Here is a 24,897-nt window from a genome sequence, read left to right as displayed (position 1 = left end):
TGACTTATTAAATACTGACAACAAATAACTTGGTATAAATTTTGAACTAATGTAATAGGAATTGCATGGTTATACAAACTTTTTATAACTTTGCTGCTCGCGTTAAGGATTACTCATTGATTTCTACTGTGCATATAAGAAATCATGAATATTTCATAATTGAGGCAATTGTTGAAGCTCCTTGCAAAGAGTGATTGCGAAAGCCTGGCCCGATAGGGTAACGCCATACTTTATTACATTAATCATTGGGGTCGACTGGTTTTGACAGCGAGATTAATTGAACGGTAAGCACGTCGTGTAATGATTTTGAAACACGTAAAAGGCTAAATCAAACTTTAAACGGCGAGAATAACTACGCTTTAGCTGCTTAATCTGAATTATAGTAAGATTGCCTAGGTACACAAGGTGTACAAGCTAAATGTCTCCAGAAAGCCTTGGTTAGTGGCGTTCTTTTTAGAGGCATCGTAAATATTAACTAAGATAGTGTAGCGCTTTGATGCACTTTCGAGATTTAAAAGCTAAGTTATAAGTAGGCTGTCTTTAACCAGCTTATAATCGAAAAAACAAGAAAAGAATAAACGTGTAGAAAGCCCTTTGGTTACTTGTTTGGACGAGAGTTCGATTCTCTCCGACTCCACTAAAAAACCCTGTAAACTATATGTTTTACAGGGTTTTTAATTTTATCTAGCCAACATATAGACAATAATTCTTAAAATCGACAAAGAATTATTAATCATCACAAGGCGAGTAAGGATGCCATTGAATTGCTTCTGATTTATTTGTGCCGTTCATGTACCCTTCAACATAAACATCTTCAGGATATTTTTTGACTTCAACCTTAAGACATTGTTCTGGATTTATTAAAGTATCATTATTTTCCCATGTTAATAGTAAAATTTTAAATTGAAGATATTCTATTCTAATAGTGTCTTTTGTTCCTGAACAATTTTCATCCTCAAATAAATAGACGTAGAATTTTTCACAGAATTTTGGTTCTTCTTGAACTGGAGTCGAATTGTTAGGCAAACCTATCCAATCACAACAAAAAAAACTTAAGCTTGTTATAATAAACAATAATTGCACTGATGTTTTATGTAAAATTTTCATAATCAAAAGTATTTAGCATTATAGTACAATTTACATCACGTCCTAAGCTTAAATATCCAAGAAAATGCAGGATATACTAATTAGGACAAGAAAATTAAAACCCCTTACTAAAATCTTCAGAATATTTATCCAAACGCTTCCCTGTTTTAAAACTCCTTAGTTTAGTAATTTTATTAGATTTAGGACAATAATAAACCTCAACAAAAAACCTATCTCTTTCATAACCCTATATAACTCCATTTTGATTTCTAGATTAAACCATAAAACATGATTTATATTTATTGATTGTCTATTGTTTTTTTTCGCTTAAAATGACTGATAATGAAAAGGACGCCAACTATAACAAAAGGAATTGTAATTGTTAGAATAATACCAAGACTCATAAAAATAGAATGGTTCATTCTATAATTATGCGAAAAAACAATAGGGCTTAAGCCTAAACCAATTATCATAAATAGTATACCGCCAATAAATTCCTTTTTCCAAGCCAAAATGAGTATGGCTAATAAAATAAAAGAAGGAATGAGATGCATTAAAAATCCACTTATTTGTGCCCAAAATGAAAGTTCAAGTGAAAATGCATCCAAAGCAAACAAGCTTATAAATAAAATGGCTATAATACAAATAATACGAGGCGTCCAATAAAATATTTTTACAGAATTTTTCATGATTATATGTTTTTAACCAATGAACTTAATTATATCACTACATATAAACAATGATAAATATCAGTTGCCCTACACATTGACTAATTAGAGCGTTTTATAGTTCTGTGGTGGTATTTCGTTAAACACTCTTGCCCTATTCACATTCCTTTTAACCTTCAATAATTAGACGGGAAAATTCTACCTGGGAAAATTAAAAAACTCCCATTATTGAACTTTGTAACACTTAGATGATATTTTGTAACATTTCACAATTTATGTTACGACTGCCTCACATTTAAGCCGAATTTTAATTTAAATTAGATGATAACAACTACTTAATTTAAGTTAACATCCAATGACTAAAAAAATATTTTTTCTCATCATCGTGTCAATCGCTTTTGCAAGTGCTATAATATTATTCGACTTAACATCTATTTTTAAAGATTCAGAAATCAACACCCCTACCTATTATGTTTTAGATGAGGCTCAAATTTCACAAATAAAAGACCTTACCCCCATAATTGCGCAAGCTCTAGAGGAATGCAAATCCAAGGGACATGCAGGCATTAAGTTTCCAAAAGGAACTTACCACTTTTATCCTACCTACGCTCCAGATTTTTATACAGCTATAACAAATAACGACAATGGCTTAAAAAGAACTCCTTTCCCTCTTTTTAACTTTAACAATTTTCATATTGATGGAGGTGGCTCAGATTTCATATTTCATGGTAAAATGTTGCCTTTTATAATTGAAGACAGTAATAACATAACCGTTTCAGATCTAAGTATAGATTGGGATATGCCATTTTTTACTCAAGGTACAATTCTCGAAAACAACCCTGTAAACAAGACTTTTGATGTTAAAATAGAAACTCCTTTTTTAGTAGAAGATAATCGTATTTATTTAACCTTAGAAAGAGAGAACTCTCCATATGAAGAAGAATTTGGTCATAGATATGCCAAACAGGAAAAATATCACCAGAGACTTGGGCAAAATATTATTTGGGATAGATCAACAAGAGCCCCAATTTACAAACATGGCTTATATAGTGGATTTGATAACAGTTTTTTCTTTCCGGCAAAAGCATTAAATGATAGCGTAGTACGCCTCACTTCTAAATATAAAATGGTACCTCCAATAGGATCGGTTTTCATTTCAAAAGGAGAATATCTTAACAATCGAGAATGTCCAGGTTTTAGAGTATTCAAATCAAAAGACCTGCTATTCAAGAATATTAATGTGCATCACTCAGGGGCTATGGGTCTAATAGCAGAAAGATCTAGTGACATTACTCTTGATAGCTTCAACGTTGTTTTAAGAGAAGACAGTAATCGTTTGATAACCACCATTGCCGATGCCACTCATTTTTGCAACTGTAAAGGTCTAATTACAATTAAGAATTGCACATTCGAAAATATGTTGGATGATGCCACCAATATACATGGAACATATGCAAGAGTAAAAAAAATTATAAATGATAACCAAATTGCTTATGAAACGTATCACCCTCATCAAAAAGATTATTTTTTTGGTGCCAAAGGAGACAGTATACGAATTGTAGATAAGAATTCCCTGCTTCCTAAATCCGAAATTTTAATCATAGAAGACGTAAAACGGATTAACGAAAAAGTTTCGGTTCTAAGTTTTAATAAATCTATTAGGGAAATTGCTGAAGAGTATGATGGTATTGACAACATTTCATGGCATGCTTCCGCAATAATTGAAAACAACACAGTTAGAAATAATAGAGCGAGAGGGTTCCTTATTTCAACCTCTAGAAAAGTTGAAGTTCGTAATAATTATATCTCATCCCAGATGGCAGCTATGCGAATGTCAGGTGATTTAAAATTATGGAATGAATCCGGCCCATGTGACAGTCTTATAATTGAAAACAACCAATTTGTAAATAATTTACATGGAGGAAATAAACAAGCTATCATACTAATAGATCCTGAACAACACTTAAATAAAAGTCAAGTTGAAGGTTATTATCATAAAGATATTATAATCAGCAACAATGATTTTTACACTTTTGATTCGCCTATTTTAAAAGCGGAATCAGTAGATGGTTTAATATTCAAATCAAATAGAGTAATTCAAACAGATGCCTACAGTCCCATCTTTCCTGATGAACCCAATATAAAAATTAACCATTGTAAAAACGTAACCCTTAAAGACAATACATATAAATTATTAACCGGAGAGTATTTAAATCTTTCAGTAGAAACTAATCTAAACTAAAATTAACTATCTAAACTAATTAAAACTTAAATTATGAGAATAAAACTATTATTATTTTTTATGCTTTTTGCGTTAACTGCAGCCAATGATGCCATAGCGCAAATGGAAGTAAGAGGTATTGTAAAAGATATTGAAACAGACACTCCTCTTTTAGGCGCAACAGTGCTGGTTAAAGGAACTTCCAATGGAACCATAACCGATATAAATGGATTATTTAAACTATCCGTAGAGAGTCAGGATGTTCTTTTAAGAATATCTTATACAGGTTATCAAACAGTGGAGGTTAAAGCTCAACCAAATTTACAAATCAATTTAAAAGTAGATATTGGGAGGCTAGACGAAGTTGTTATTATTGGGTATGGAACACAAAAGAGGAGTGATTTAACCGGCTCTCTAACTGGTGTAAAATCTGAAACTCTTATGGAATCACAAACTACAGATGTTTTTTCAGCAATGCAAGGCCGAATGGCTGGTGTACAGATTTCTTCAGATTCAGGGCAACCCGGCGGTGGAACTGACATAACCGTTAGAGGACAGACATCGATAAATGGTAGTTCATCCCCACTTTTTGTAATAGACGGTGTTCAAATTGATGTAAACTACGATGAGGTGGCAACTACCGGCTCTTCGCAGGCACGTATAAACCCCTTAACGGGTATCAATCCTGCAGATATAGAATCTATTGAAGTATTGAAAGATGCTTCTGCAACGGCTATATATGGTTCAAGAGGGGCAAACGGCGTGGTTATTATTACAACAAAAACAGGATCAGACGGGCGTACCAATGTAGATTACACCTATAACATAGGTATTTCAAATGCTATTAAAAGAATGCCTGTATTATCAGCACAGCGCTACTTATTATATCAGCAACAAATAGGTAACACCCAATTCCTAAATCAAGATACGGATAACGATGGGGTATTCGAAACCCCTAGAAATTTTGACGAATTAAATTCATACGATTGGCAGAAAGAGGGTTTAAGAACAGCTTTAACCCAACAACATCAGTTGTCTCTTAGAGGAGGAAATAAAAAAACAAATTTTTCCGCAGGATTGGGTTACCTAAGTCAGGAAGGTATTGTTGTAAACAATGATTATGATCAATTTAATATAAGATTAAGGCTTAATAGTGAGGTGAGTAAAAGGCTAAAACTTGGTTTTAATTCCAATATATCTAATTCCATTCTTAGTGGAATAGCTAATAATGGGGGACCAACCAGTTTTACTGGTGTCACTCAGCAATTGGTAATGGGAAATCCCTGGGAAATTAGAACATCGGATGTAGACTTAGCCGATGACGCTTATCTTAGTCCTCTAACATTAATTGAAGAATCAGACAAAGAAACCAACATATTAAGAGGAATAACCAATTTTAATCTAGATTTCAAAATCACAAATCATTTAAGATATACAGCCTTTATTGGAGCAAATATTAGCCATTCCAAAGTTAAGGAATTTTACAGCTCTGAAACTTCATGGGGGCGTCTTCAGAATGGCCGGGCTAGAGTAAAAGAAGTAAACACTTACTCATATAACCACTCTTCTCAGTTGCACTATAACAATTCTTTTAATAAGATCCATAAAATTGATGCTATGGGAGCTTTTGAGAATTTTCATTATAATTTCGAAGATTTTGAAAACGAAGTTATTGGTTTTGAAAATCAAACGACAGGTGTTAATAATATAAGTACGGGAACCTCCGTAAGTACTTATTCTACTCAAAGATGGAGCACCAACAGACTCTCGTTTCTTGCAAGAGTGAATTATACACTATTTGATAGATACATTATTACAGGAAGTGTAAGAGCAGATGGCTCTGATAAGTTTGGAGATGGAAAAAGATGGGGGTACTTTCCTTCTGCCGCAATTGGATGGAAAATATCTGATGAGGCATTTATGGAAGAAGTCAAACCAATTTCTAATTTAAAACTTAGATTAAGTTATGGAGCAACAGGTAATGAGCGTATACCACCATATACCTATCTTGCTCAATTAGACCCTGCTTTCTACGCTAGCAATAACAACCTAATATTTGGTCTTGCTCCCTCTCTACTACCCAATCCGGATTTAAAATGGGAGGTTACTAAGCAATTTAATGCAGGAATTGATGTAGGATTTTTAGAAGGGCGTTTAACCTTAAATGCAGATGTTTACCAAAAAATAACTACAGATCTTTTACTTAATGCTCCTATTCCATCTCAGAGTGGATTCAACTCACAATGGCAAAACATAGGGCGCATTGATAATAATGGCGTTGAGTTACAACTTACTTCATATAATATCAACCGAAATGATTTTTCATGGAGAACAGATTTTAATATCTCCTTCAATCGAAATGAGGTGAAATCTTTAGGAGATGCTGAATTTATCCCCGTAACTACATTTGGAGGGTGGCAAACTAATGTTGGTAGAGTCATCGTCGGTCAGCCAATAGGAACTATGTACGGGTATTCATTTGACGGGATTTATCAAATAGACGATTTTACATGGGATAACAATAGCGATCCTAACATTCCACATGAAGACAGAAATTATGTTTTAAAAGAAGAGTTACCAATTTACTCAGGAACAGCACTTCCTGGTAGAATGAAGTATGAAGATATTAATGGTGATGGTTTTGTTAATGATGATGACAGAAAAGTTATTGGTAATAGTAACCCTTTACATTTTGGAGGTATAAACAATACGTTCTCCTATAAAAATTGGGATCTTTCAGTGTTTTTCCAATGGTCCTATGGGAATGACCTTTATAACGCTTCTAAAGTTAGGATTAACGGGGTTAGCCCTTGGATGAATGTTACAAACGACTATTTCGATAATGCATGGACTCCTGAGAACCCAAGCAATAAATATCCAGCTTATAGTTCAATCGACCAACAAATTGCTTCTTCTTATTATGTAGAAGATGGCTCTTATCTTAGACTAAGAACTCTTTCTATTGGTTATAGCCTTCCTAGCGATATCATTAAAAAAATAGGGATTAATTCTCTAAAATTTAATCTTATTGGAAATAATTTAGGTACTTGGACTAAATATACCGGATGGGATCCTGAGGTCAACTTTAATAATCCATTGCTTTCTGGACTAGACCGAATAGCTTACCCAAGAGCCAGAAATTTCACCTTTAGTCTTAAAGCAACATTTTAAAAATTACAACTATGAAAAATTATATTAAAAATCTATTATTTTTTATACTGATTTTTGCAACGGTATCTTGTGATTATTCATTAGAACCAACGCCATATTCATTTACAGCACCTGAAAACTTTTATAAATCTGCTAAAGATGCGGAAATAGCACTAATAGGTGTTTACAATACGCTTACAGCAGGAAGTATACAGAATGCCGGTAATGCTTCCTCATTTAGAAGAGATCTATTTGAAATGTTAGTTGGAGGAACAGGTGAAGGCGTTGTTCCTGCACGATTCGCAAACAGAAGAGGTGCAAATTTTGGAACAGGAGCTTTCACTAGTCAAGACCCTGAAATCAATAATGCTTGGTTTTTTCTATACGCAGGTGTAGGCCGAGCTAATAGTCTTCTTGAAAACTTGCAAAATATACCAGATAACGATTTTCCCGGTACTCGAAAAGCACAAATAGAAGGAGAAGCTAAACTTTTAAGAGGCTTTTTTCATATGATGCTTTCCATGATGCACGGCGCCATCCCTATCTACACAAGAACGGATGAAGACCCTTTGAAAGGAAGACAACCTGTACAGGAAGTGTACTCGCAAATCATTTCCGATTATGAATTTGCTTACGAAAATCTTCTGGATAGAGGACCTTTAGCTACAAGTGTTAATAAATGGACAGCAGCTGGATTTTTAGTAAAGGTTCACACTTACTTAGCCAGTATGAAAACTAATGGGCTTAGTGATTTTGGTTATGCTCCTAATAGTTTTGATTGGGTTGATGCAAACGCCCATTATAGCAGTGCAGTAACAATATCTGAAGATATTGTAGATAATAGTGGGTATATACTAACTCCAAATTACGACCGTCTTTTCAGAGCATCAACCAAAACAGCTCAATACGAAGAGGTTATGTTGTCAGCTGAGGGATCATCAGATGCCTCCCAACAAGTTATTACAATTGTCGTTAATAACTTTATCCCTCAAGGAAATGCTAGAACAGTCGGGGGAGGCTCAGGTTGGACTCGTCCAACAGGAGAATTATACGACTTGTATAACGCTAATGATTTTAGATTCAGCCATAATGTATCAGGGAATTTAGGAGGAAATCCAAATGTTCTTGACGTTTTGGAAATTGACGGCATTAGATATTATCAACCCAGATCTCTACCAGGATCAGGTTCAGGGATGATGAGTGTAGGTAAATACCGTATGATAGACCCTTCTCAAAAAACTTTTGCCCCTTGGGCAACTGGTCTGTCTTTTCCTCTTTTAAGATTAGGAGATATTCTTTTACTTCAAGCCGAGGCTTTGTATTTTACTGGTGATGAGCCAGGGGCTAGAGCTGTCCTGACAAAATTACGAGAGCGTTCGGTAATCGCTCCGGCGACTGTGGATAATCTGAATACAGCATATTTTAATTCAGATTTTGTTACAGAATTAATGGAAGAAAGATCTAGAGAACTTTGTTTTGAGATTTGGCGCAGAATAGATCTGGCTCGTTTTAACATGTACGATGAGACAATAAATTCACTTGATCCGAATAATGGATTCTATAATTCAGATGTAACCTTATTAAAGCAAAATTGGAATTCGGAGATGGTATGGTTTCCAATTCCATTACAACAAATTGATTTAAATACAAATCTTGAGCAAAACCCAGGTTACTAAAAAATAATTATTTATTAATTAACAAAAAGGGCTATGTTGGATTTGTTTATCAAATCTCACCTAGCTCTTTTCGTTTTTTCACAAATTGAAATGAAGACGCATCTATTCGTTCCTATTATTATATTTAATTTCTTTCTGACACAACATCTTTCGGCACAGTCTAAACCTAATATTGTAATTCTATTCGTAGACGATTGGGGCTGGTCAGATGTCGGATACAGAAATAATCAATTTTACACGCCCAATATCGATCAATTAAAAAAAGATGGAATGGAATTTGTCAGAGCATATATCCCTACACCTACATGCAGTCCTAGTAGGGCCAGTTTACTAACAGGCAAAGAAGCTATTCGCTTAGAAATGCCCCGTCATATCGAACACAAAAACAAAGATGGCACTAATGATGAGAAATATAATTATTGGAAAAATGACCCTGCTAAAATGCCGTCTATAAATTGGCTTCCACTTAACGAAGTTACTTATGCCGAGCTATTGAAAGAACAAGGCTATTTCAATATGTTTATTGGTAAATGGCATTTAGGTCATGAACCTTACTACCCTATTTATCAAGGTTTCGACGATATGTTCGGAACAGGTAATTGGGGACATCCAAAAAATTATTATCCAGACTTCTTTAAGGATGAGCTCTTGGAAAATTATACGGATGAATATCTAACAGATGTATTAACTAACAAAGCCGTTGATTTTATTAATGAATATGATCGCCCAGCCCCCTTTATGATGTCCTTATGGTACTATAATGTGCACTCTCCGCATGTTGGCAGAAAAGATTTTATTAATAAGTTCCTAGAAAAAGGCTATAATGAAAAAGAAGCCATTTATGCCTCTATGGTCGCAAGTATGGATGAGTCGGTAGGATCTGTCAGAGCTGCTCTAAAGTCTAAAGGAATTGATAAAAACACTATAATATTACTTTTCTCCGATCAGGGAGGCTATTATAGCAACGCTCCCTTATCAGGCGGTAAAATTGGTGGTAATACTCTAGGGGAAGGAGGATCCAGAGTTCCATTTTTGGTGTACTATCCAGGTGTGACCACACCTGGATCAGAATCTAACACCCCTATTCAAACTATAGATGTATTCCCTACACTCGCTGAAATAGCCTCCAACAAAACATATAAGTCTCGCGAAATTCAGGGGAAAAGTCTCCTACCCGAAATGAGCGGTGAAAAACTTAAATCCAGAGATTTGTTTTTTTATCGAAGTTATGAAGACCAGTATGCAGCCATAATATTTGAAGATTGGAAACTTATTAAATATAGAAGCGGTAAATATAAATTGTTCAATGTGGTTGATGATATTTCTGAGAAAAAGAATCTGATTGGAAAAGGTTTTTCCATCGAAAAAAGATTGAAAAGAAAACTCAATAAATGGGAAAAGTGTGCCGTTCCGGTTTATTAATAATAAAAATGTTAATCTATAAATTACTGTAATTTAAAATGCATAGGATTATTAATTTATTCTCTCTGATTCTAACACTTTTGAGCCTAAATACTGCTGTAGCACAAAGAAGTTTGGAAGAAAAACAAGTATTTAAAGCTGGGTATCCCCACACCCTTTCATTTCGCAGTGATAAATGGCTGTTAACAGCACCGTACGACACCTGGGAAAAAAGACATCTTCATTATGATGGAATTACAAAAAAGTACCTACAAGAAGAAGTCGATATGCCCAAAAATGCTGCGGAAAGAGCCAATACATATGCACAGAAACACGCAAAAAAATTGATGCTCGTTCATTTAAATGGAGAAGGCAGATCGGTCAATGACGAGGCTACTTTCAAATTATATTTTCCAGGGCACTGGGTATATGAAAAAGGCAGTATCCCTATGCACAATATCAGCAAGAATCAAAATAAAATTATTTTGAATGACGCATCTCCTTTTTCTTTAAAAGCTTATACGGTACATGGGAAGGATATAGGTATTGACTTTAAGCCTCATGACATACTATTAGTGAAACTAGATGAAAATGGAAATCGAATCTGGGATCAATATGAATTTGCCTCAATTATAAACATTAATCATGAGACAAATCAAATTGAAATAAAGAGAGGACAATACGGAAGCGAACCCCGGGATTTTAGTCATAATAATACTTACATCGCCCCAATTGCCGGGGATATTTGGGCTGGAAATCTGATGTATTACTATAATTTATCCTCCTCTTGCCCCAAAGATAAAAATGGTCAATCTGCTGCGGATGTTTTTGTTGATGAAATGAAAGACTGGTTTGGAAAAGGCGGTGTATTGGAAAAAATAAACGGTATTGGGTTCGACGTAAATTATTTCGAAGTAAAACACAGCACATGGGATTGTGATAACGATGGTATAATCGATAATGGGTACAAAAAAGGAAAGAATATTTGGCGGGAAGGTGATATCCAATTTCTACAAAAAATACGCAATACTTTTGGTCCGGAATTTATTATTACCGCTGACGGCTGGAATGATAATATGCAAAAGGCCGTGGGTATTTTAAACGGTATGGAGACCGAAGGGCTCTGCAGATGGAATGACGGTTACAGACAAATTTCAAGAACAATTAATCAGCACACATACTGGAATCTGCACAATTCAACTAAATATAAATTTAGCTACATTACCTCAAAGCTTAGAAACCCAGAAGATCAAAAGATTGCCACCCAATTGAGACGAATGGGATTAGGCTTGAGCAGTTGTCTTGGAGTGAGCTACTCACCATCACCGAACTTGGTTATACCAGAAATACTTGGGGGCAGGCTGAACCAACCCAATTGGTTAGGCCAACCCTTAGGGCCCATGAAATATATATTGGATGGGCAAGAAGATATGTTAAAGGGAAAAGGATTAACAATGGACTATAAATTGGTTGAAAAGTTTGATTTAAAGGAAAAAGTGACCTTTACAGAAAACAAGCAATTAATCATTAAAGGATCTTCAGAGAACCAACGTGAAGCGATGACTATTCCCGGACCTGAACTTAAGGTTGCTTCGGGAGACCTTCTTATTTTGTTTGAAGCTAAGGATATAGACGGTCTGGCTGATATCGAAAACGGTAGTTTGGTTCCAAGAAAAATCAACATAAAAATAGAAGGGCTTCCCGAATATCCCATAGAGCCTATGAGAGGCCACCTATTATATAATAATCTTGCAGGATTTATGGGCGTTAATGGATACACTCCGCTGATGTTTTATTTTAGAAATGTTAGTGGTTCTGATCTCAAAATTATTTTAGAGGTAGAAGAACAAGGTGCATTTGCTATACGGAATTTACAGATCTTTAATTCGCCTTGCCTTATTTCAAGAGAATTTGAAAATGGACTTGTGGTTGTAAACCCATCATTTGAATCAATAAATATCGACCTCAATCAAGTTGTTTCAAAAGAGCTGAATTACAAAAAACTAGATACTTCTTTAGAAAACAAAAAAGACCTTAAAATTAAAGATAATACGTCCGTGAAAGTTTCTGCTTTAGACGCTCTGTTCCTATTGAAAACTTAACTATACTATTCTGATTTCACCAAACCAGTAAGACATGAATTTCAAATAAAAAAAACTCACATAGATGAAAAAGCACATAATCACAACCTTCAAATTATCTATTTTAATCTGCTTCCTATTCGGAATTATAAACAAGATAATTGCCCAAAATTCTAGAGAGAAACCTAATGTTGTAGTAATTATTACAGATGATCAAGGTTATGCTGATGTGGGATTTCAAAATTTACCAGCATCTACTCAGGTTCTAACTCCTAATCTGGATAGACTTGCAAAATCAGGTGTTATTTTCAAAAATGGTTATGTAGCTTTCTCTACCTGCAGTCCTTCCCGTGCCTCTTTACTTACGGGAAGAAGCTCAAGTAGATTTGGTGTTGAAGATAATGACAGATATATTGACTCAACAGAACTCATTATTCCAAGAGCTATTGCATCCGAAGGTTATATTTCCGGAGCTTTTGGCAAATGGCATATTGGCAGAGAACCTGGAACGACACCCCTTGATAGAGGATTTGATTATTACTATGGAGACTTGATAAAAAATAAGGACTATTTTATGAGGGTCGTACCTGATCCTCCTTGTTGGTTAAATGGAAAGAGATCTCCCGGAGAAAATGGGAGGTACATTACCGATGCATATACCGATGAGGCGATAACTTTTATTGAAAAAAATAAGAATGAAGCCTTCTTTGCTTATATTGCATATAATGCACCACACTCTCCTTTTTTAACAACTCGCCAGCTGGTAGAACGAGTTGTTTCTGAGCGTCCCGAATGGGCTCCCATTTATGAGAGAATGAAAAAAGAGACCAAAAAATGGAATGGTAATCGGTATAGTTTTGGTAAATTTTTAATAAAAGACCTTGATCCTGATATCTTGAGATTATGCTATATCTCTATGCTTCTTGCCGCAGATGATGGTGTTGGAAAAATTTTAGACACACTAGAAAAGAATAATTTAAGAGAGAACACACTTATTTTTTATTTAAGTGATAATGGTGCGGCACTAGCCAGACCGAACGACTTGGGTGGTGTTAACCTTCCTTTGAGAAATGGAAAAGGAAGTGTATATGATGGGGGGATACGCGTTCCATTTGTAATGAGTTGGCCTGGGGTACTAAAGCCCGCTATTAATAATGAGCTAATTGTTTCTTCTATGGATATTTTTAGCACCACGATTGCTCTGTCTGGAGCCCAGACTCCAGATGATAGAATAATAGATGGCGTTAATATAATCCCTTATTTAACAGGAAAAAAGAAAGGCCAGGCTCATTCATCCCTGTTCTTCAGAAGAGCCGACAGAAATTTTTGGTCGATACGACAAGGAAATTATAAATGGGTCTATAAAGATAAAAAGAATATGAAATCACCAAAGCCAAATAAGGGAGAACTTTATGATATTCAGAATGATATAAGTGAATCTAGGGATTTATCTCAAAAGTTAAATTCAAAAAGAGATGAGCTTTCAAAACTCTATAAACAACTCACTAAAGATTTACCTAAACCATTGCCTAAATAAATTGGTTCAACTGATAAACTTTAATAACACAGAGAATTTATTCATAAATAAAAACTTAAACGCCTATTATTAATTAGTAAACACCATTTTTATATTAATAGATAAAATTATTTAAATTAAAAAAAGCCCCTTTTTAGAGTTTCCTTTTATTACTCTATGACCTGTTTGTTTCATCCGTACATGAGTAGAGTATAAACTTAATGATCTAGTAGTATATTTATAGGAACCGAAATATAGAAAAACGCTGAAATACAAATAAAATACGTCAGATAAAGTAGTAATTATCTAATAGAAAAAATATGACTTAATCATGGGTAAAACATTAATATCATTAGTCTTGATATTGTATACAACAATATCGTTCTCACAATTGCAGCTTCCATCTTTTTTTGGGGACAACATGGTACTTCAACAAAATTCAATGTCTTCTATTTGGGGAAAAGACGTGCCCAACAGTAGGGTATTAATTACTTGTAGCTGGAACAAAAGTTTGGCTACCAATACAGATAAAGAAGGTAATTGGAATGTAAAAATAGCAACACCCCAAGCAGGTGGGCCATATACTCTCACTATAGAAGGAAGCCAAAAAATCGTATTAAAAAATGTTTTAATCGGCGAAGTATGGTTTTGTTCTGGGCAATCAAATATGGAGATGCCTTTAAGAGGCTATGCTAATCAACCAATTACTGGAAGTAAAGAAGCAATAGCAAATGCCAACAACAAAAACATACGACTATTTAATGTAGCGAGAAAGGCCAGCCTTACTCCATTAAATGATGTTTCCGGCAAATGGGTCGTTACACAACCACAAACAGTAAAAGATTTTAGTGCAGTTTCTTATTTTTTTGGAAAAACGCTAAATGACACATTAAATGTTCCTATTGGATTAATTTGCGCGGCGTGGGGAGCTTCTAAAATTGAAGCTTGGATGGATGAAGAAACTATCTTAAAATTTAAAAATATTAAAATTGAGAAAGAAATTCCAGTAGCAAAACCTCAACGTTCACCGTTTTTTATTTACAATGGTATGATACATCCCCTCCAAGGGTTCACAATTAGAGGTTTTATTTGGTATCAGGGAGAGGGAAACAGGCCAAATGCAAAAGAATATGCCAGCTTGTTCCCTGCTATGATTAATCAGTGGCGAACCCAATGGGGACAAGGTAGATTACCTTTCTACTTTGTTCAGATAGCCCCATTTGGAAAAGAATCGAAAATACCTGTCGGAGCACTGCTTAGAGAATCACAACTAAAAACCTTGCAAAAAGTGCCAAATACGGGAATGGCCGTTACCATGGACATAGGTGACTGTGAGATGATCCACCCACCCGACAAACGGACAGTGGGTGAAAGACTTGCATATTGGGCACTCGCCAAAGACTATAATATCGAAGGCATTAGCTATTCAGGACCTTTGTATAAAAAAATGACAAAGGCTAAAAATGGTAAAGTCATACTATACTTTGATTATAGCGAGAATGGCCTATCCAGTTTTGGTAATAGTTTAACTGGCTTTGAGGTAGCAGGGTTTGATAGAGTCTTTTATCCAGCAATAGCTGAAATAAACAATGATGGAACGGTTACAGTATTTTCAAAGCAAGTTAAACAACCTATAGCGGTTCGCTATGGATTTAAGAATTGCCCTGAGGGAACTTTATTTAACACTAACGGACTTCCTGCTTCTCCGTTCAGAACCGACAATTGGGAGTAATAAAGGCGCATTGAAGTCGTACTATAGACAATAAATAATTAAGTCAAATGAAAATATATTTAGTATAGGTTATATTACACTTACAAATATTGTAAATGTTACAAATATGAAGGAAATAGTTACATAGGTCCTATCTAATTAAAATTCTATGCTCGTAACTTTACATAATGATAAATTTTAACTTAAAAAGAAAACATAGTAATAAGTAAATAATACTTTAATTAAGATAAATTATAAGATGATTAAGTTCCCAGTAATTATAGCAATAATAACCATGTCAGTTAATTGGAGTATAGCCAAAACATCTGATCCAGTCATTATAAAACCAGTCGATGGAGATATGACTCCGCAAATACATCAAATACTAGATAACACTAAAACTGAAGACATTCACCTGATCTTTGAGAAAGGAGTTTACAGATTCATGCCTGATTATGCAGCAGGTAAGTTTCTGGAAATTACAAATCATGGAAATGGGTATAAGCGAATTATCTTTAATTTCAATAAATTTAGAACAGTCACTATAGAGGGTAACGGGGCAGAATTCATTTTTCATGGTCAAGCTATGCCTTTTCTTTTTGAAGGTTGCGAGCGTATTAATGTAAGTAACCTGGCAATTGATTGGGATATCCCGTTTACTTTTCTAGGTGAAGTTGTCGCCATCAATAAAGAAGAGGGCTGGCGAGATATTAAGCCATTTGAAGATGGTTTTTCCTGGCAGATTAAACAAGGACAACTCGAATTTCCAAACGTTGATGGTTTCAGCTATACCTATCCTGGAAGCACCTTAGCTTTTGATGCTTTAGAAAAAAGGCCTGTACATGGAGCTTGGGATATTCACAGTAAACCACGATGGGTGGAAAAATTACAAAATGGAAATTTAAGATTTCATGAACACCTTCGATATTACCCACCTATTGGTTCTTTACTGAGTTCAAAAGGAGACCGTGAGCATGACCGCTATGCCCCTGCATTCGATTTTAAAACCTCTTCAAATATAACTCTCGATGGCATTGTTATACATCATGCATTGGGTATGGGTTTTCTTTTCGAGCGCTCTGAAAACATAAAATTGACTGATTGTGGAATTTATCTCCGAGAAGGGACAAACCGCGTCATATCTACAACAGCGGATGCGACCCATTTTTGTAATTGTAAAGGATCTATTATAATAGAAAACTGTAGGTTCGAGAATATGCTAGATGATGGAACCAACGTTCATGGTACTTATGTCGAGGTCGACGAAGTACTTGACGAAAAGACCCTTAGGATTAAGTTAATGCATTTCGAGCAACGTGGATTTGAATTTGCAGCTCAGGGAGAGGAGGTTTGGTTTATTAAACAACCATCGCCTCAGCGCAGTGAAACAAGGGTTGTTAATAAAGTAAAATATATAAACGATACATTTATTGAAATTAGTTTTGAATCTGACCTTCCAGAAGGCCTTAATTCCGGTGATATTTTAGAAAACAAGACCTGGAATCCGGAATTTACTATGCGAGGTTGTACCATAAGAAATCATCGAGCCAGAAATGTGGTTCTAAAAACACCTTTAAAAACTGTAATTGAAAACAATCACTTTTCATCTATGATGTCATCCATCTTTTTTCGAGGCGAGACATTCTTCTGGTTTGAATCTGGGGCTGTAAATGATGTCATAATTAAAAATAACACTTTCGAATACTGTGCCTATAGTGGATCAGAACATTCTGTTCTAAATATCACACCCCGACTTAGCAAGACATTTGATTCCTCAGTCATATACGACCGCAATATTCATTTTGAAAATAATACCATCCAAACCTTCGGAAACAGGATTGTTAGCGCAGACAGAGTTGAAGGTCTGGTCATTAAAAACAATACAATCAAGAAAACTTTCAAAGCAGAAGAGCTTTATCCAAACACGCCACTTATAGATTTAACTAATTGCCAAAATACGGTAATTCAAGGCAATACTTATGAAGGTAATTGTGAAATAGCTATTAAAGCCGATGAACGAAGTAGTTCAACCTTAACAGTTGGACCCAATAAAGGATTTAATTATAAAAAACAATAGAGGGTTTAAGACTTATTACATAGAGCTACTATTTTCCTTTAATCTAGCTATGTATTCTGTTGCGGTAACTCCCATGAGTTTCTTAAAATTGTTATTAAAATTACTATAATTTGTAATTCCAACGGCATTCATAGCCTCCTGTACACGGTCACATCCGTTGTCAAACATGGATACAGCATATTTTATCTTTACCTGAGTTATAAAACTTTTTCCAGTTTCACCAACCAAAGTTTTTAACTTACGATGTAAATGCATTCTGCTAAGACCAACTTCTTCTGCCAGATTGCTAACTGTAAAGTTAGGGTTGTCAAGATTGCTCTCAACTACCTGATTTATATTTTTTATAAGTTTTTGATCGTAAGAAGTATAATAGGACTTTATATCTAAGTTAATATTCTGGTTCAAGAGATAGGTTTTGAATTTATTTCTAGTCTCAAGAATATTAACCACTTTTCTACGTAAAACTTCAGAATCAAATGGCTTAGTTATAAAATCCCAAGCCCCTGCTTCAAGCCCTTTTCTTTGATAAATAATTTCTGTTTTTGCGGTCAAAAATAATAAAGGTATATGAGAAGTGTCCCTATTTGATTTTAGTTTTTCGCACATATCAATTCCGTCCATAATCGGCATCATTATATCACTGATTATAATATCAGGAAGATTTTTATGAGCCATCTCTAAACCTTGTTCTCCATTGTTTGCTTCAATAATAGAATACTCGTTTTGAAGACTTATTTTCAGATAATTTCTAAGCTCGTGGTCATCTTCCACAATTAGAATAGTCTCTTCCTTATCAATCACCTCTTCATCAAAATTTTCTTGATATTGATCATTCAGAGAATCTTTATTCACACGAACAACTTTGTTATCAGAATAGAAACTCCTCGATATGGGTAATACAATCTTAAATTTGGTACCACCTAACTCACTATCTTCAACATATATATTGCCACCATGGGCTTTTATGAGGCTTTGTGCTAAATGCAATCCTATTCCAGACGAGGAGCGATCCTTTCCATGATAAAAACGTTCAAAAATGAGTTCCTTTTTCGCGTCAGGTACCCCTGGACCACTATCACTAACAGTTATGATGGCATACTCAATGCTATTTTCCTCTTCAACTTTAAGGGTAATATCTATAATGCCTCCTGTTGGCGTATATTTAAATGCATTCGACAAGATGTTGTAAAATCCTTTTTCCAATACGCTTCGATCAAAATAGCCTTCACATTTATCAAGATTTAATCTAAGATCTATTTCTTCATGTTGAACTTGCCATTGAAATGTTTTCGTGTATTCTATTATAGACTTTCTAAGATCCTTTTTAGTTACCTGAACAAGGTTTACACCTTCCGATATTTTTCCAAAATCAATTAATTGATTAACAAGGAAATTCATCCGCTGTATATTACGAGATACGATTTCAAGACACATTTGTTTTTGTTCCTTACTTAGCACTTGATTCATCAAATCATTAAATGGAGCTAAAATTAGTGATAGTGGTGTTTTAAATTCATGACCTACATCAACAAAAAATCTAAGTTGCTTTTCTCGAAGTTGTTTATCTTGACTGATCTTAATTTTATCTAACTCAATTTGATGATCTAATTTTTGCTTTTGAAACCAAAAGTAAATGAACCCCAAAATAACGAGACAAATGATGATTATATAAACTACATAAGCAAAAGTAGTCTTCCAAGGTGATGGTATAATTGATATTGGAAGTGCAATACTATTATTATTCCAGTTCCCTTCATTATCCTCGACCTGAACCTCCAAAACATAGCTACCTGGGTCAAGGTTAGAATAAGAAATTACAGGATTTGAAGAGGTATAAACCCAATAATCATGGTGTCCATCTAAGCGATACCGGAAGTTATTTCTTGCAATTTTTGAATAATTTGTCGCGCTAAGTTCTATAGACAAGTCATTCTGTTGGTGGTTTAACCTCAAATAATCTGTATCATTTATATTTTTCGTTAAGATTATTGATCCAGACGTTTCGACACCTGGATTCACCAATTTATTATTAATCTTAAAATTTGACAACAACAATTTAGGGTGATTAGGATCGACCGAGATTTCAAGTGGATTAACATAATTCACTCCATTAGTTGTGCCAAATAATATATAGTCTTCATAATATCCAGATGCTTCGGTCATACTTGAAGATAAAAGACCATCATCAGACGTATATATTTTTACATTATTGGTAGTAGGATTAAAATTAATCAAACCATGCGAATTGCTAAGCCAAAGATTTTGATCCGAATCTTCCGCAATGCTCATAATTTTTTTATCCCTTACCCCCTCTACTTCTATTTGTTGAAAAAATTCGGAATTCACTTTTCTCTTAAAGAGACCGACATCGGTTCCAATCCAAATCGTATTATCTTTTGAGCGATGAAAACACCAAATAGACGTATGGTCTATAATCTGCCCCTTGACATCTCTTAAAACCTCCCTATTATCTCTAACCAAACGACCATCAGCTTCTATATTCAGGACCTTTAACCCTTTTGAAATAGTACCAATTAGCAATTGATTAGAATGAGAATCAAAAAACATTCTAAATATATGATACTGACTAAAGTTTTCAAGTGAAGGAAAAATTTCCCATATCCAATTTACGGAATTACGTTCTTTTAAAAGTATTCCTTCTGTCGTACCTATAAAAAACCTCCCATTATTATCTTTTGTAATACATCTGATATTCCTAGGTTCATTTAAATTTTTAAAAACATGTTCTAGTGTATTGTCCTTCTTTAATACCTGAAGCCCTTTATCGGAACATATATATAAAACGTCATCAATTTTTATAATTTGATTTACAAAATTGATATCTAAACCATTTATTTCCTTTAGAAGATGATTTTTCAAATCATAATTAAATAGCCCCTCATTACTAATTCCAAGGATAAGATTTGATTCTTCTACAGCCATTGATCTAACATTGAGACTTCCTATATTTTGTAAATCAATAGAATTAAACCCTGAGTTACGAATATTAGTATAACAAAGTCCATGTCTGTTTCCTACCCACAAATTATTAAATCTGTCAAGGTATAATTTCAAAACGGTGTTACTCAACAAACTCCTTGGATTGGTTCTAGAACTTGTAATTTGTCTTACATAGTTCAATGAACTATCTAATTTTAACAAACCATGGTTATGAGTCCCAACCCAAATATTTCCTTCCCCATCTTTGGTCATGGAAATTATGGATGCTTCGGGAATTATATATCCATCAAATTTAACCACTCTATTAAAGTTCTCTATTGTAAATAGTCCTTTCCTACCCCCTGCAATAACTGTTTTACCGGAGTATATTACACTTGTAAATGTGAGACCTTCTGGAACAGGTAGTTTACTGAATTTATCATTTTTATATTGGAAAATCCCATTATTTCCAACGAATAAAATGTCTCCTTCTGGCAGTTGAACAGCATCCCTAAAATGATAATTTTTAACACTAGGCATATACTCAAATTCTGGTTCTTCACTATCAATTAATTTAAGTATTCCTGTAGATGTTATCGCATATAAGGCATCATCGCTTGCCTGAAGAAAATTAAATATACTTCCTCGATTATTATCTGGTGATTTAACTCTTATGAATTGATCTTTTAAAAGAGAATAATAGGATAAAAAACCAGATTCGGTTCCAATCCACAATCGTTTATTATGATCCTCAAAAAGTGCTGTGATACGATTATCGGGAATGCTTGATAAATTAGCCGTTTCCCTTCTAAAAGTTTCTATGTTTCTTCCATCATAACGATTTAAACCATCATAAGTTCCGACCCACATAAAACCATAACTATCTTGTAATATGGAGTTGACATCATTTTGTGTTAAACCATCCTCAACTGTTAAATTTTTAAAATAGAGTTCTTGTGAATATAATGAGTTGCAAATTATATTAACTATAATTAAAACATATAGACATACAACTAATTTTTCCAATTTTATATAGCTTATCATTAAGTCGGTTTTAAAATTCTAATTTAGAAGATAATTATTTTTAATAGATAATTCATTGCATTCTCACATAACTAACACATTTCTAAAACTGTACAGAACGAAATATTTTATCTATTTCGCTCATCGAAAAAATATTATTCACCTATTGAAATTTTACTTCTTTAACACCCCTATTATAATCTTTACCTCTTAATTTTTCAAAAAGCGCTTTCATCTCAAAAAGCTTTTCAGGATTAGATTGTGCTAGATTGTTATTTTGACCCGCATCATCTGAAATATTATATAATTGTTCGAATGGAAAATTTCCAACTTCAATACCTACTTCTTCTCTGTAATTTGTTCCTTCATAGGCAGGAATATATACCCAGTCTCCACTTCTCAATGCCGTTTTACCCGTGGCCTCTAAAATTAAATGATCTCTACCCTTTTCAGAATTACCCGTAAGAGCCGATAATAGATCCTTGCTATCCGTATCATTTACTTCTGTATTTAATAGACTTGCTAATGATGCAAGTAAATCTATTTGACAGATAACAGCATCCGAAACCATAGGTTCAATTCTACCTTCCCAATATGTTATAAACGGTACTCTGGTTCCAGCCTCAAAAATACTGTATTTACCACCTCTAAGACCTCCTGATGGATTATGATTTCCTAACTTCTCAACAGCATCATCAAAATAACCATCATTAAGCACTGGTCCATTATCACTTGAAAGTATTATTAGGGTATTCTCTAACAAACCTTCCTTCTTCAATGTCTTTACAAATTCACCTATACACCAATCTGCTTCTAAAATCACATCACCTCTTGGGCCCATACCAGATTTCCCAATAAATCTGGGGTGTGGTGTTCTAGGGACATGAGGCTGTTGCATTGCATAGTACAAGAAAAACGGTTTTTCTTTATGAGACTTCACATAAGCCTTAACTTTATCTAAAAAGTGATCTGCCATATCTACATCACTCCATTTTGCCGATTCTCCACCTTTCATATAACCTATTCGAGGTATCCCATTAACAATACTGTTATTATGTCCATGGTGCCATTTCATAGTTAACATCTCCGGATGAGTTATGGCTGTGGGTTCGTTTTTAAAATTTTCAAAATAATTAACTTCAATTGGATCATCGTTATCTAAACCAACAACATCACCATTTTGAATATAAACCGTTGGTACTCGGTCTTGAGTGGCAGCAAGAATGTAAGAATCATCAAAGCCAACTTCATTTGGACCTGGTGAAATATGCTCATTCCAGTTTATTACACCTGTTCCTAACCCCAGATGCCATTTTCCAATAATAGCAGTATCATAACCTTCTTTTTTAAATAATTTTGGTAATGTTATTTGTAGTGTATCAATTAATAAAGGAGCGGTTCCAGGTAAAATTTTTGCCTTTTTGTTTCGCCATGGATAAATACCAGTGAGCAAGGCATATCTACTTGGAGTACAAGTTGCGGACGATGCATAAGCGTTGGTAAACCTAATTCCTCCATTTGCTAACGCATCCATATTTGGTGTTTCCAATTCGGTTGCGTTATAACAACTTACATCGCCATAGCCAAGATCATCTAAATATATAACTATAACGTTTGGCTTTGAAGACGAAATCGTGACCTTCGTATTTTCCTTTTTCTGTATTGAGTTACAAGAAACTGTAATTAGTATAATTAAAAAAAACATGCTTATTCTCATCGCTATTAATTATTTGGTTCAAATTATTATAAACACCTCATATTTTGTATAAATACTTGTTAGAAATACACGTGGTATTTTTAAACTTACACATCTATCTAAACTATTAAATTTTAGATAATCAAAAAATGAATTTCATCAAAAATCAATCAAATGTTACATTCCGTCACTCCTTTGTTACATAGTAAACTATATAAGAATTAAATGAACTGTAAATTTGAGAAAGACTAGTGATGCAATCATTTCAACCAAAACACATCACTTATTTAATCATTTTAATTTACGAACTAAACCATTTAAACTATGAAAAATTTTTACTTATCATTTTTATTAACACTAAGCGTGCTTTTAGGTTTTGCACAAAATAACGACTTTACCAATAACGGAGGAGATGCTCTATGGTCTAACTCTGCAAATTGGTCTCTCGGGGAAGTCCCAAATACTACGAATACAGGTATAGTTCGCTTACCTTTAATAGTAGAGTCTCAAGTTGATTTAGATGTTACAATTAAAAAGATACAAACAACCTTTAATACTTCAGGAGGAGACGCTCCTGTTGCGGGCGCAAGCACATTAACTTTAGACCCAAATGCTAATGCCGTTTATGGTATAGAAAACGTTTCAGGTAATGATATTAGTATCGTATTTAAAGGCAATGTCACTATCAATAATTCTACTACAGCCGGTATAAGTAATACTTTAATGAGAAATGCAAATGGAAGCGGCAATTCCATCATTTTTGCAGATGGTTCTCTTTTAACGCTAAACACACCATTAGAGGCAAGAAATGGCTCTAATAATAACTTCAGTTTTAATGGATCTCTTGCTGGTACCAGCGCTCTCCGATTTAATGGCAATACCATTAGTACTTTTGGTGCCACTTCTGATAATACGGGTTATGAAGGAGATTTTGTTTGGGTTGGACAAAATGCCTCAGTCATTGTAAATTCAGCAGATAACAATGTATTCTTACCAAGTGGCAGAAAAATACAGATTAATGCTATTAATGGTTCCATTGAAGTAAATGGAGCAAATGTGTTTCAGGGTAATATCTCTATAAACGGCTCTAACACTTTTACATTCAATGTTGACAATAATCAGAACAACATGGGCTTTATTTCATTCAGTGGAGGCACTGCAAATGGAACTCTTAATTTAGATATAGATGGAAGTGTTGTAGAACTTGCATTTGCTGATACATCGGCAGCAGATTGGAACGCTGGAACATTAAATATTACAAATTTTACAGAAGGTATTATTAGATTTGGGACAGACAGTAATGGTCTTACCTCAACGCAGTTGTCACAGATTAATATAGTTGGCGGTACTGGACCAGTTGCACTTAATTCTAGTGGATATCTGGTTTATGAAAGTTCCTTATCTACTAATGATTTTGAACAGAAAGCGGATAAAAGAATTTCATATCCATCCGTAACAACCGAAAAACTTACATTCAGCAAACCTCAGGAAGATGTAAAAATTTTTGATATCAATGGTAAAATAATTCGCGAAAATGAATCCAAAAATCAAACACAAATCAAAATAAACACTCTATCCAAAGGAATTTACTTTATTGTTTTTGATAACCTAAAAGTAGAAAAGTTTATAAAGCAATAATATACAAGTTATT

At 34.2% G+C, this 24,897-nt stretch carries 13 protein-coding genes and 1 other RNA gene; 10 read left to right on the top strand and 4 right to left on the bottom strand.

Going from position 1 to position 24,897, the window contains the following annotated elements; all coding sequences use genetic code 11:
- Positions 1-247 precede the first annotated feature (247 nt).
- Positions 248-640: a transfer-messenger RNA gene (gene ssrA / locus H611_RS14695) on the top strand.
- Positions 641-729: 89 nt separating this feature from the next.
- On the opposite strand, the gene H611_RS0112340 is transcribed toward ssrA, so the two are convergent.
- Both H611_RS0112340 and H611_RS0112335 read right to left on the bottom strand, forming a co-directional pair.
- The gene (locus tag H611_RS0112340) at positions 730-1,107 is read right to left on the bottom strand and encodes a hypothetical protein (protein WP_027138668.1); all 378 of its coding nucleotides are present in this window, start codon (positions 1,105-1,107) and stop codon (positions 730-732) included.
- Between the two features lie 278 nt (positions 1,108-1,385).
- Positions 1,386-1,775, bottom strand: coding sequence for a DUF7670 domain-containing protein (locus H611_RS0112335; RefSeq protein ID WP_027138667.1), 390 nt, complete (start codon positions 1,773-1,775; stop codon positions 1,386-1,388).
- Between the two features lie 334 nt (positions 1,776-2,109).
- Here H611_RS0112335 and H611_RS0112330 point away from each other — a divergent pair, with 334 nt between their 5' ends.
- From H611_RS0112330 to H611_RS0112295, 8 genes are all read left to right on the top strand, one after another.
- On the top strand, positions 2,110-3,996 hold the full coding sequence (locus H611_RS0112330) for a right-handed parallel beta-helix repeat-containing protein (protein WP_027138666.1): 1,887 nt from the start codon (positions 2,110-2,112) through the stop codon (positions 3,994-3,996).
- 33 nt (positions 3,997-4,029) lie between these two features.
- A complete protein-coding gene (locus H611_RS0112325; protein WP_035483830.1) occupies positions 4,030-7,146 on the top strand; it encodes a SusC/RagA family TonB-linked outer membrane protein in 3,117 nt (1,038 codons plus the stop codon).
- A gap of 11 nt (positions 7,147-7,157) precedes the next feature.
- Positions 7,158-8,801 (top strand): RagB/SusD family nutrient uptake outer membrane protein, encoded by a 1,644-nt coding sequence (locus tag H611_RS0112320; protein WP_027138664.1) that lies wholly within the window; start codon positions 7,158-7,160, stop codon positions 8,799-8,801.
- A gap of 90 nt (positions 8,802-8,891) precedes the next feature.
- A complete protein-coding gene (locus tag H611_RS0112315) occupies positions 8,892-10,223 on the top strand; it encodes a sulfatase (RefSeq protein WP_027138663.1) in 1,332 nt (443 codons plus the stop codon).
- A 326-nt stretch (positions 10,224-10,549) separates the two neighbouring features.
- Complete coding sequence (locus H611_RS0112310) at positions 10,550-12,304, top strand: hypothetical protein (RefSeq protein WP_157515084.1); 1,755 nt, start codon at positions 10,550-10,552, stop codon at positions 12,302-12,304.
- A gap of 64 nt (positions 12,305-12,368) precedes the next feature.
- Complete coding sequence (locus tag H611_RS0112305) at positions 12,369-13,820, top strand: sulfatase-like hydrolase/transferase (protein WP_027138661.1); 1,452 nt, start codon at positions 12,369-12,371, stop codon at positions 13,818-13,820.
- A 421-nt stretch (positions 13,821-14,241) separates the two neighbouring features.
- On the top strand, positions 14,242-15,531 hold the full coding sequence (locus H611_RS0112300; protein ID WP_169516000.1) for a sialate O-acetylesterase: 1,290 nt from the start codon (positions 14,242-14,244) through the stop codon (positions 15,529-15,531).
- Between the two features lie 238 nt (positions 15,532-15,769).
- The gene (locus tag H611_RS0112295; protein ID WP_035483827.1) at positions 15,770-17,587 is read left to right on the top strand and encodes an alpha-1,3-galactosidase-related protein; all 1,818 of its coding nucleotides are present in this window, start codon (positions 15,770-15,772) and stop codon (positions 17,585-17,587) included.
- 15 nt (positions 17,588-17,602) lie between these two features.
- Here H611_RS0112295 and H611_RS0112290 read toward each other — a convergent pair whose 3' ends face one another.
- Positions 17,603-21,571 carry a hybrid sensor histidine kinase/response regulator transcription factor gene (locus H611_RS0112290; RefSeq protein ID WP_027138658.1) on the bottom strand — a complete coding sequence of 1,323 codons (3,969 nt, stop codon included), beginning with the start codon at positions 21,569-21,571 and terminating at the stop codon, positions 17,603-17,605.
- A gap of 142 nt (positions 21,572-21,713) precedes the next feature.
- Positions 21,714-23,267 carry a sulfatase family protein gene (locus H611_RS0112285; RefSeq protein ID WP_027138657.1) on the bottom strand — a complete coding sequence of 518 codons (1,554 nt, stop codon included), beginning with the start codon at positions 23,265-23,267 and terminating at the stop codon, positions 21,714-21,716.
- A gap of 303 nt (positions 23,268-23,570) precedes the next feature.
- On the opposite strand from H611_RS0112285, the gene H611_RS0112280 reads away from it, so the two are divergent.
- Positions 23,571-24,884 carry a T9SS type A sorting domain-containing protein gene (locus H611_RS0112280; RefSeq protein WP_027138656.1) on the top strand — a complete coding sequence of 438 codons (1,314 nt, stop codon included), beginning with the start codon at positions 23,571-23,573 and terminating at the stop codon, positions 24,882-24,884.
- The last annotated feature ends 13 nt before the right edge of the window (positions 24,885-24,897 follow it).

Source organism: Gaetbulibacter saemankumensis DSM 17032, from assembly GCF_000425645.1.
Lineage (GTDB): Bacteria > Bacteroidota > Bacteroidia > Flavobacteriales > Flavobacteriaceae > Gaetbulibacter > Gaetbulibacter saemankumensis.
The sequence above is the reverse complement of the archived record's forward strand: the minus strand, read 5'-3'. Positions and strand labels throughout refer to the sequence as shown.

Coding starts and splice junctions, on each gene's coding strand:
- H611_RS0112340 (WP_027138668.1), bottom strand. CDS start 1,107: ATGAAAATTTTACATAAAACATCAGTGCAATTATTGTTTATTATAACA.
- H611_RS0112335 (WP_027138667.1), bottom strand. CDS start 1,775: ATGAAAAATTCTGTAAAAATATTTTATTGGACGCCTCGTATTATTTGT.
- H611_RS0112310 (WP_157515084.1), top strand. CDS start 10,550: ATGCTCGTTCATTTAAATGGAGAAGGCAGATCGGTCAATGACGAGGCT.
- H611_RS0112330 (WP_027138666.1), top strand. CDS start 2,110: ATGACTAAAAAAATATTTTTTCTCATCATCGTGTCAATCGCTTTTGCA.
- H611_RS0112305 (WP_027138661.1), top strand. CDS start 12,369: ATGAAAAAGCACATAATCACAACCTTCAAATTATCTATTTTAATCTGC.
- H611_RS0112295 (WP_035483827.1), top strand. CDS start 15,770: ATGATTAAGTTCCCAGTAATTATAGCAATAATAACCATGTCAGTTAAT.
- H611_RS0112280 (WP_027138656.1), top strand. CDS start 23,571: ATGAAAAATTTTTACTTATCATTTTTATTAACACTAAGCGTGCTTTTA.
- H611_RS0112315 (WP_027138663.1), top strand. CDS start 8,892: ATGAAGACGCATCTATTCGTTCCTATTATTATATTTAATTTCTTTCTG.
- H611_RS0112290 (WP_027138658.1), bottom strand. CDS start 21,571: ATGATAAGCTATATAAAATTGGAAAAATTAGTTGTATGTCTATATGTT.
- H611_RS0112325 (WP_035483830.1), top strand. CDS start 4,030: ATGAGAATAAAACTATTATTATTTTTTATGCTTTTTGCGTTAACTGCA.
- H611_RS0112300 (WP_169516000.1), top strand. CDS start 14,242: ATGTCTTCTATTTGGGGAAAAGACGTGCCCAACAGTAGGGTATTAATT.
- H611_RS0112320 (WP_027138664.1), top strand. CDS start 7,158: ATGAAAAATTATATTAAAAATCTATTATTTTTTATACTGATTTTTGCA.
- H611_RS0112285 (WP_027138657.1), bottom strand. CDS start 23,267: ATGAGAATAAGCATGTTTTTTTTAATTATACTAATTACAGTTTCTTGT.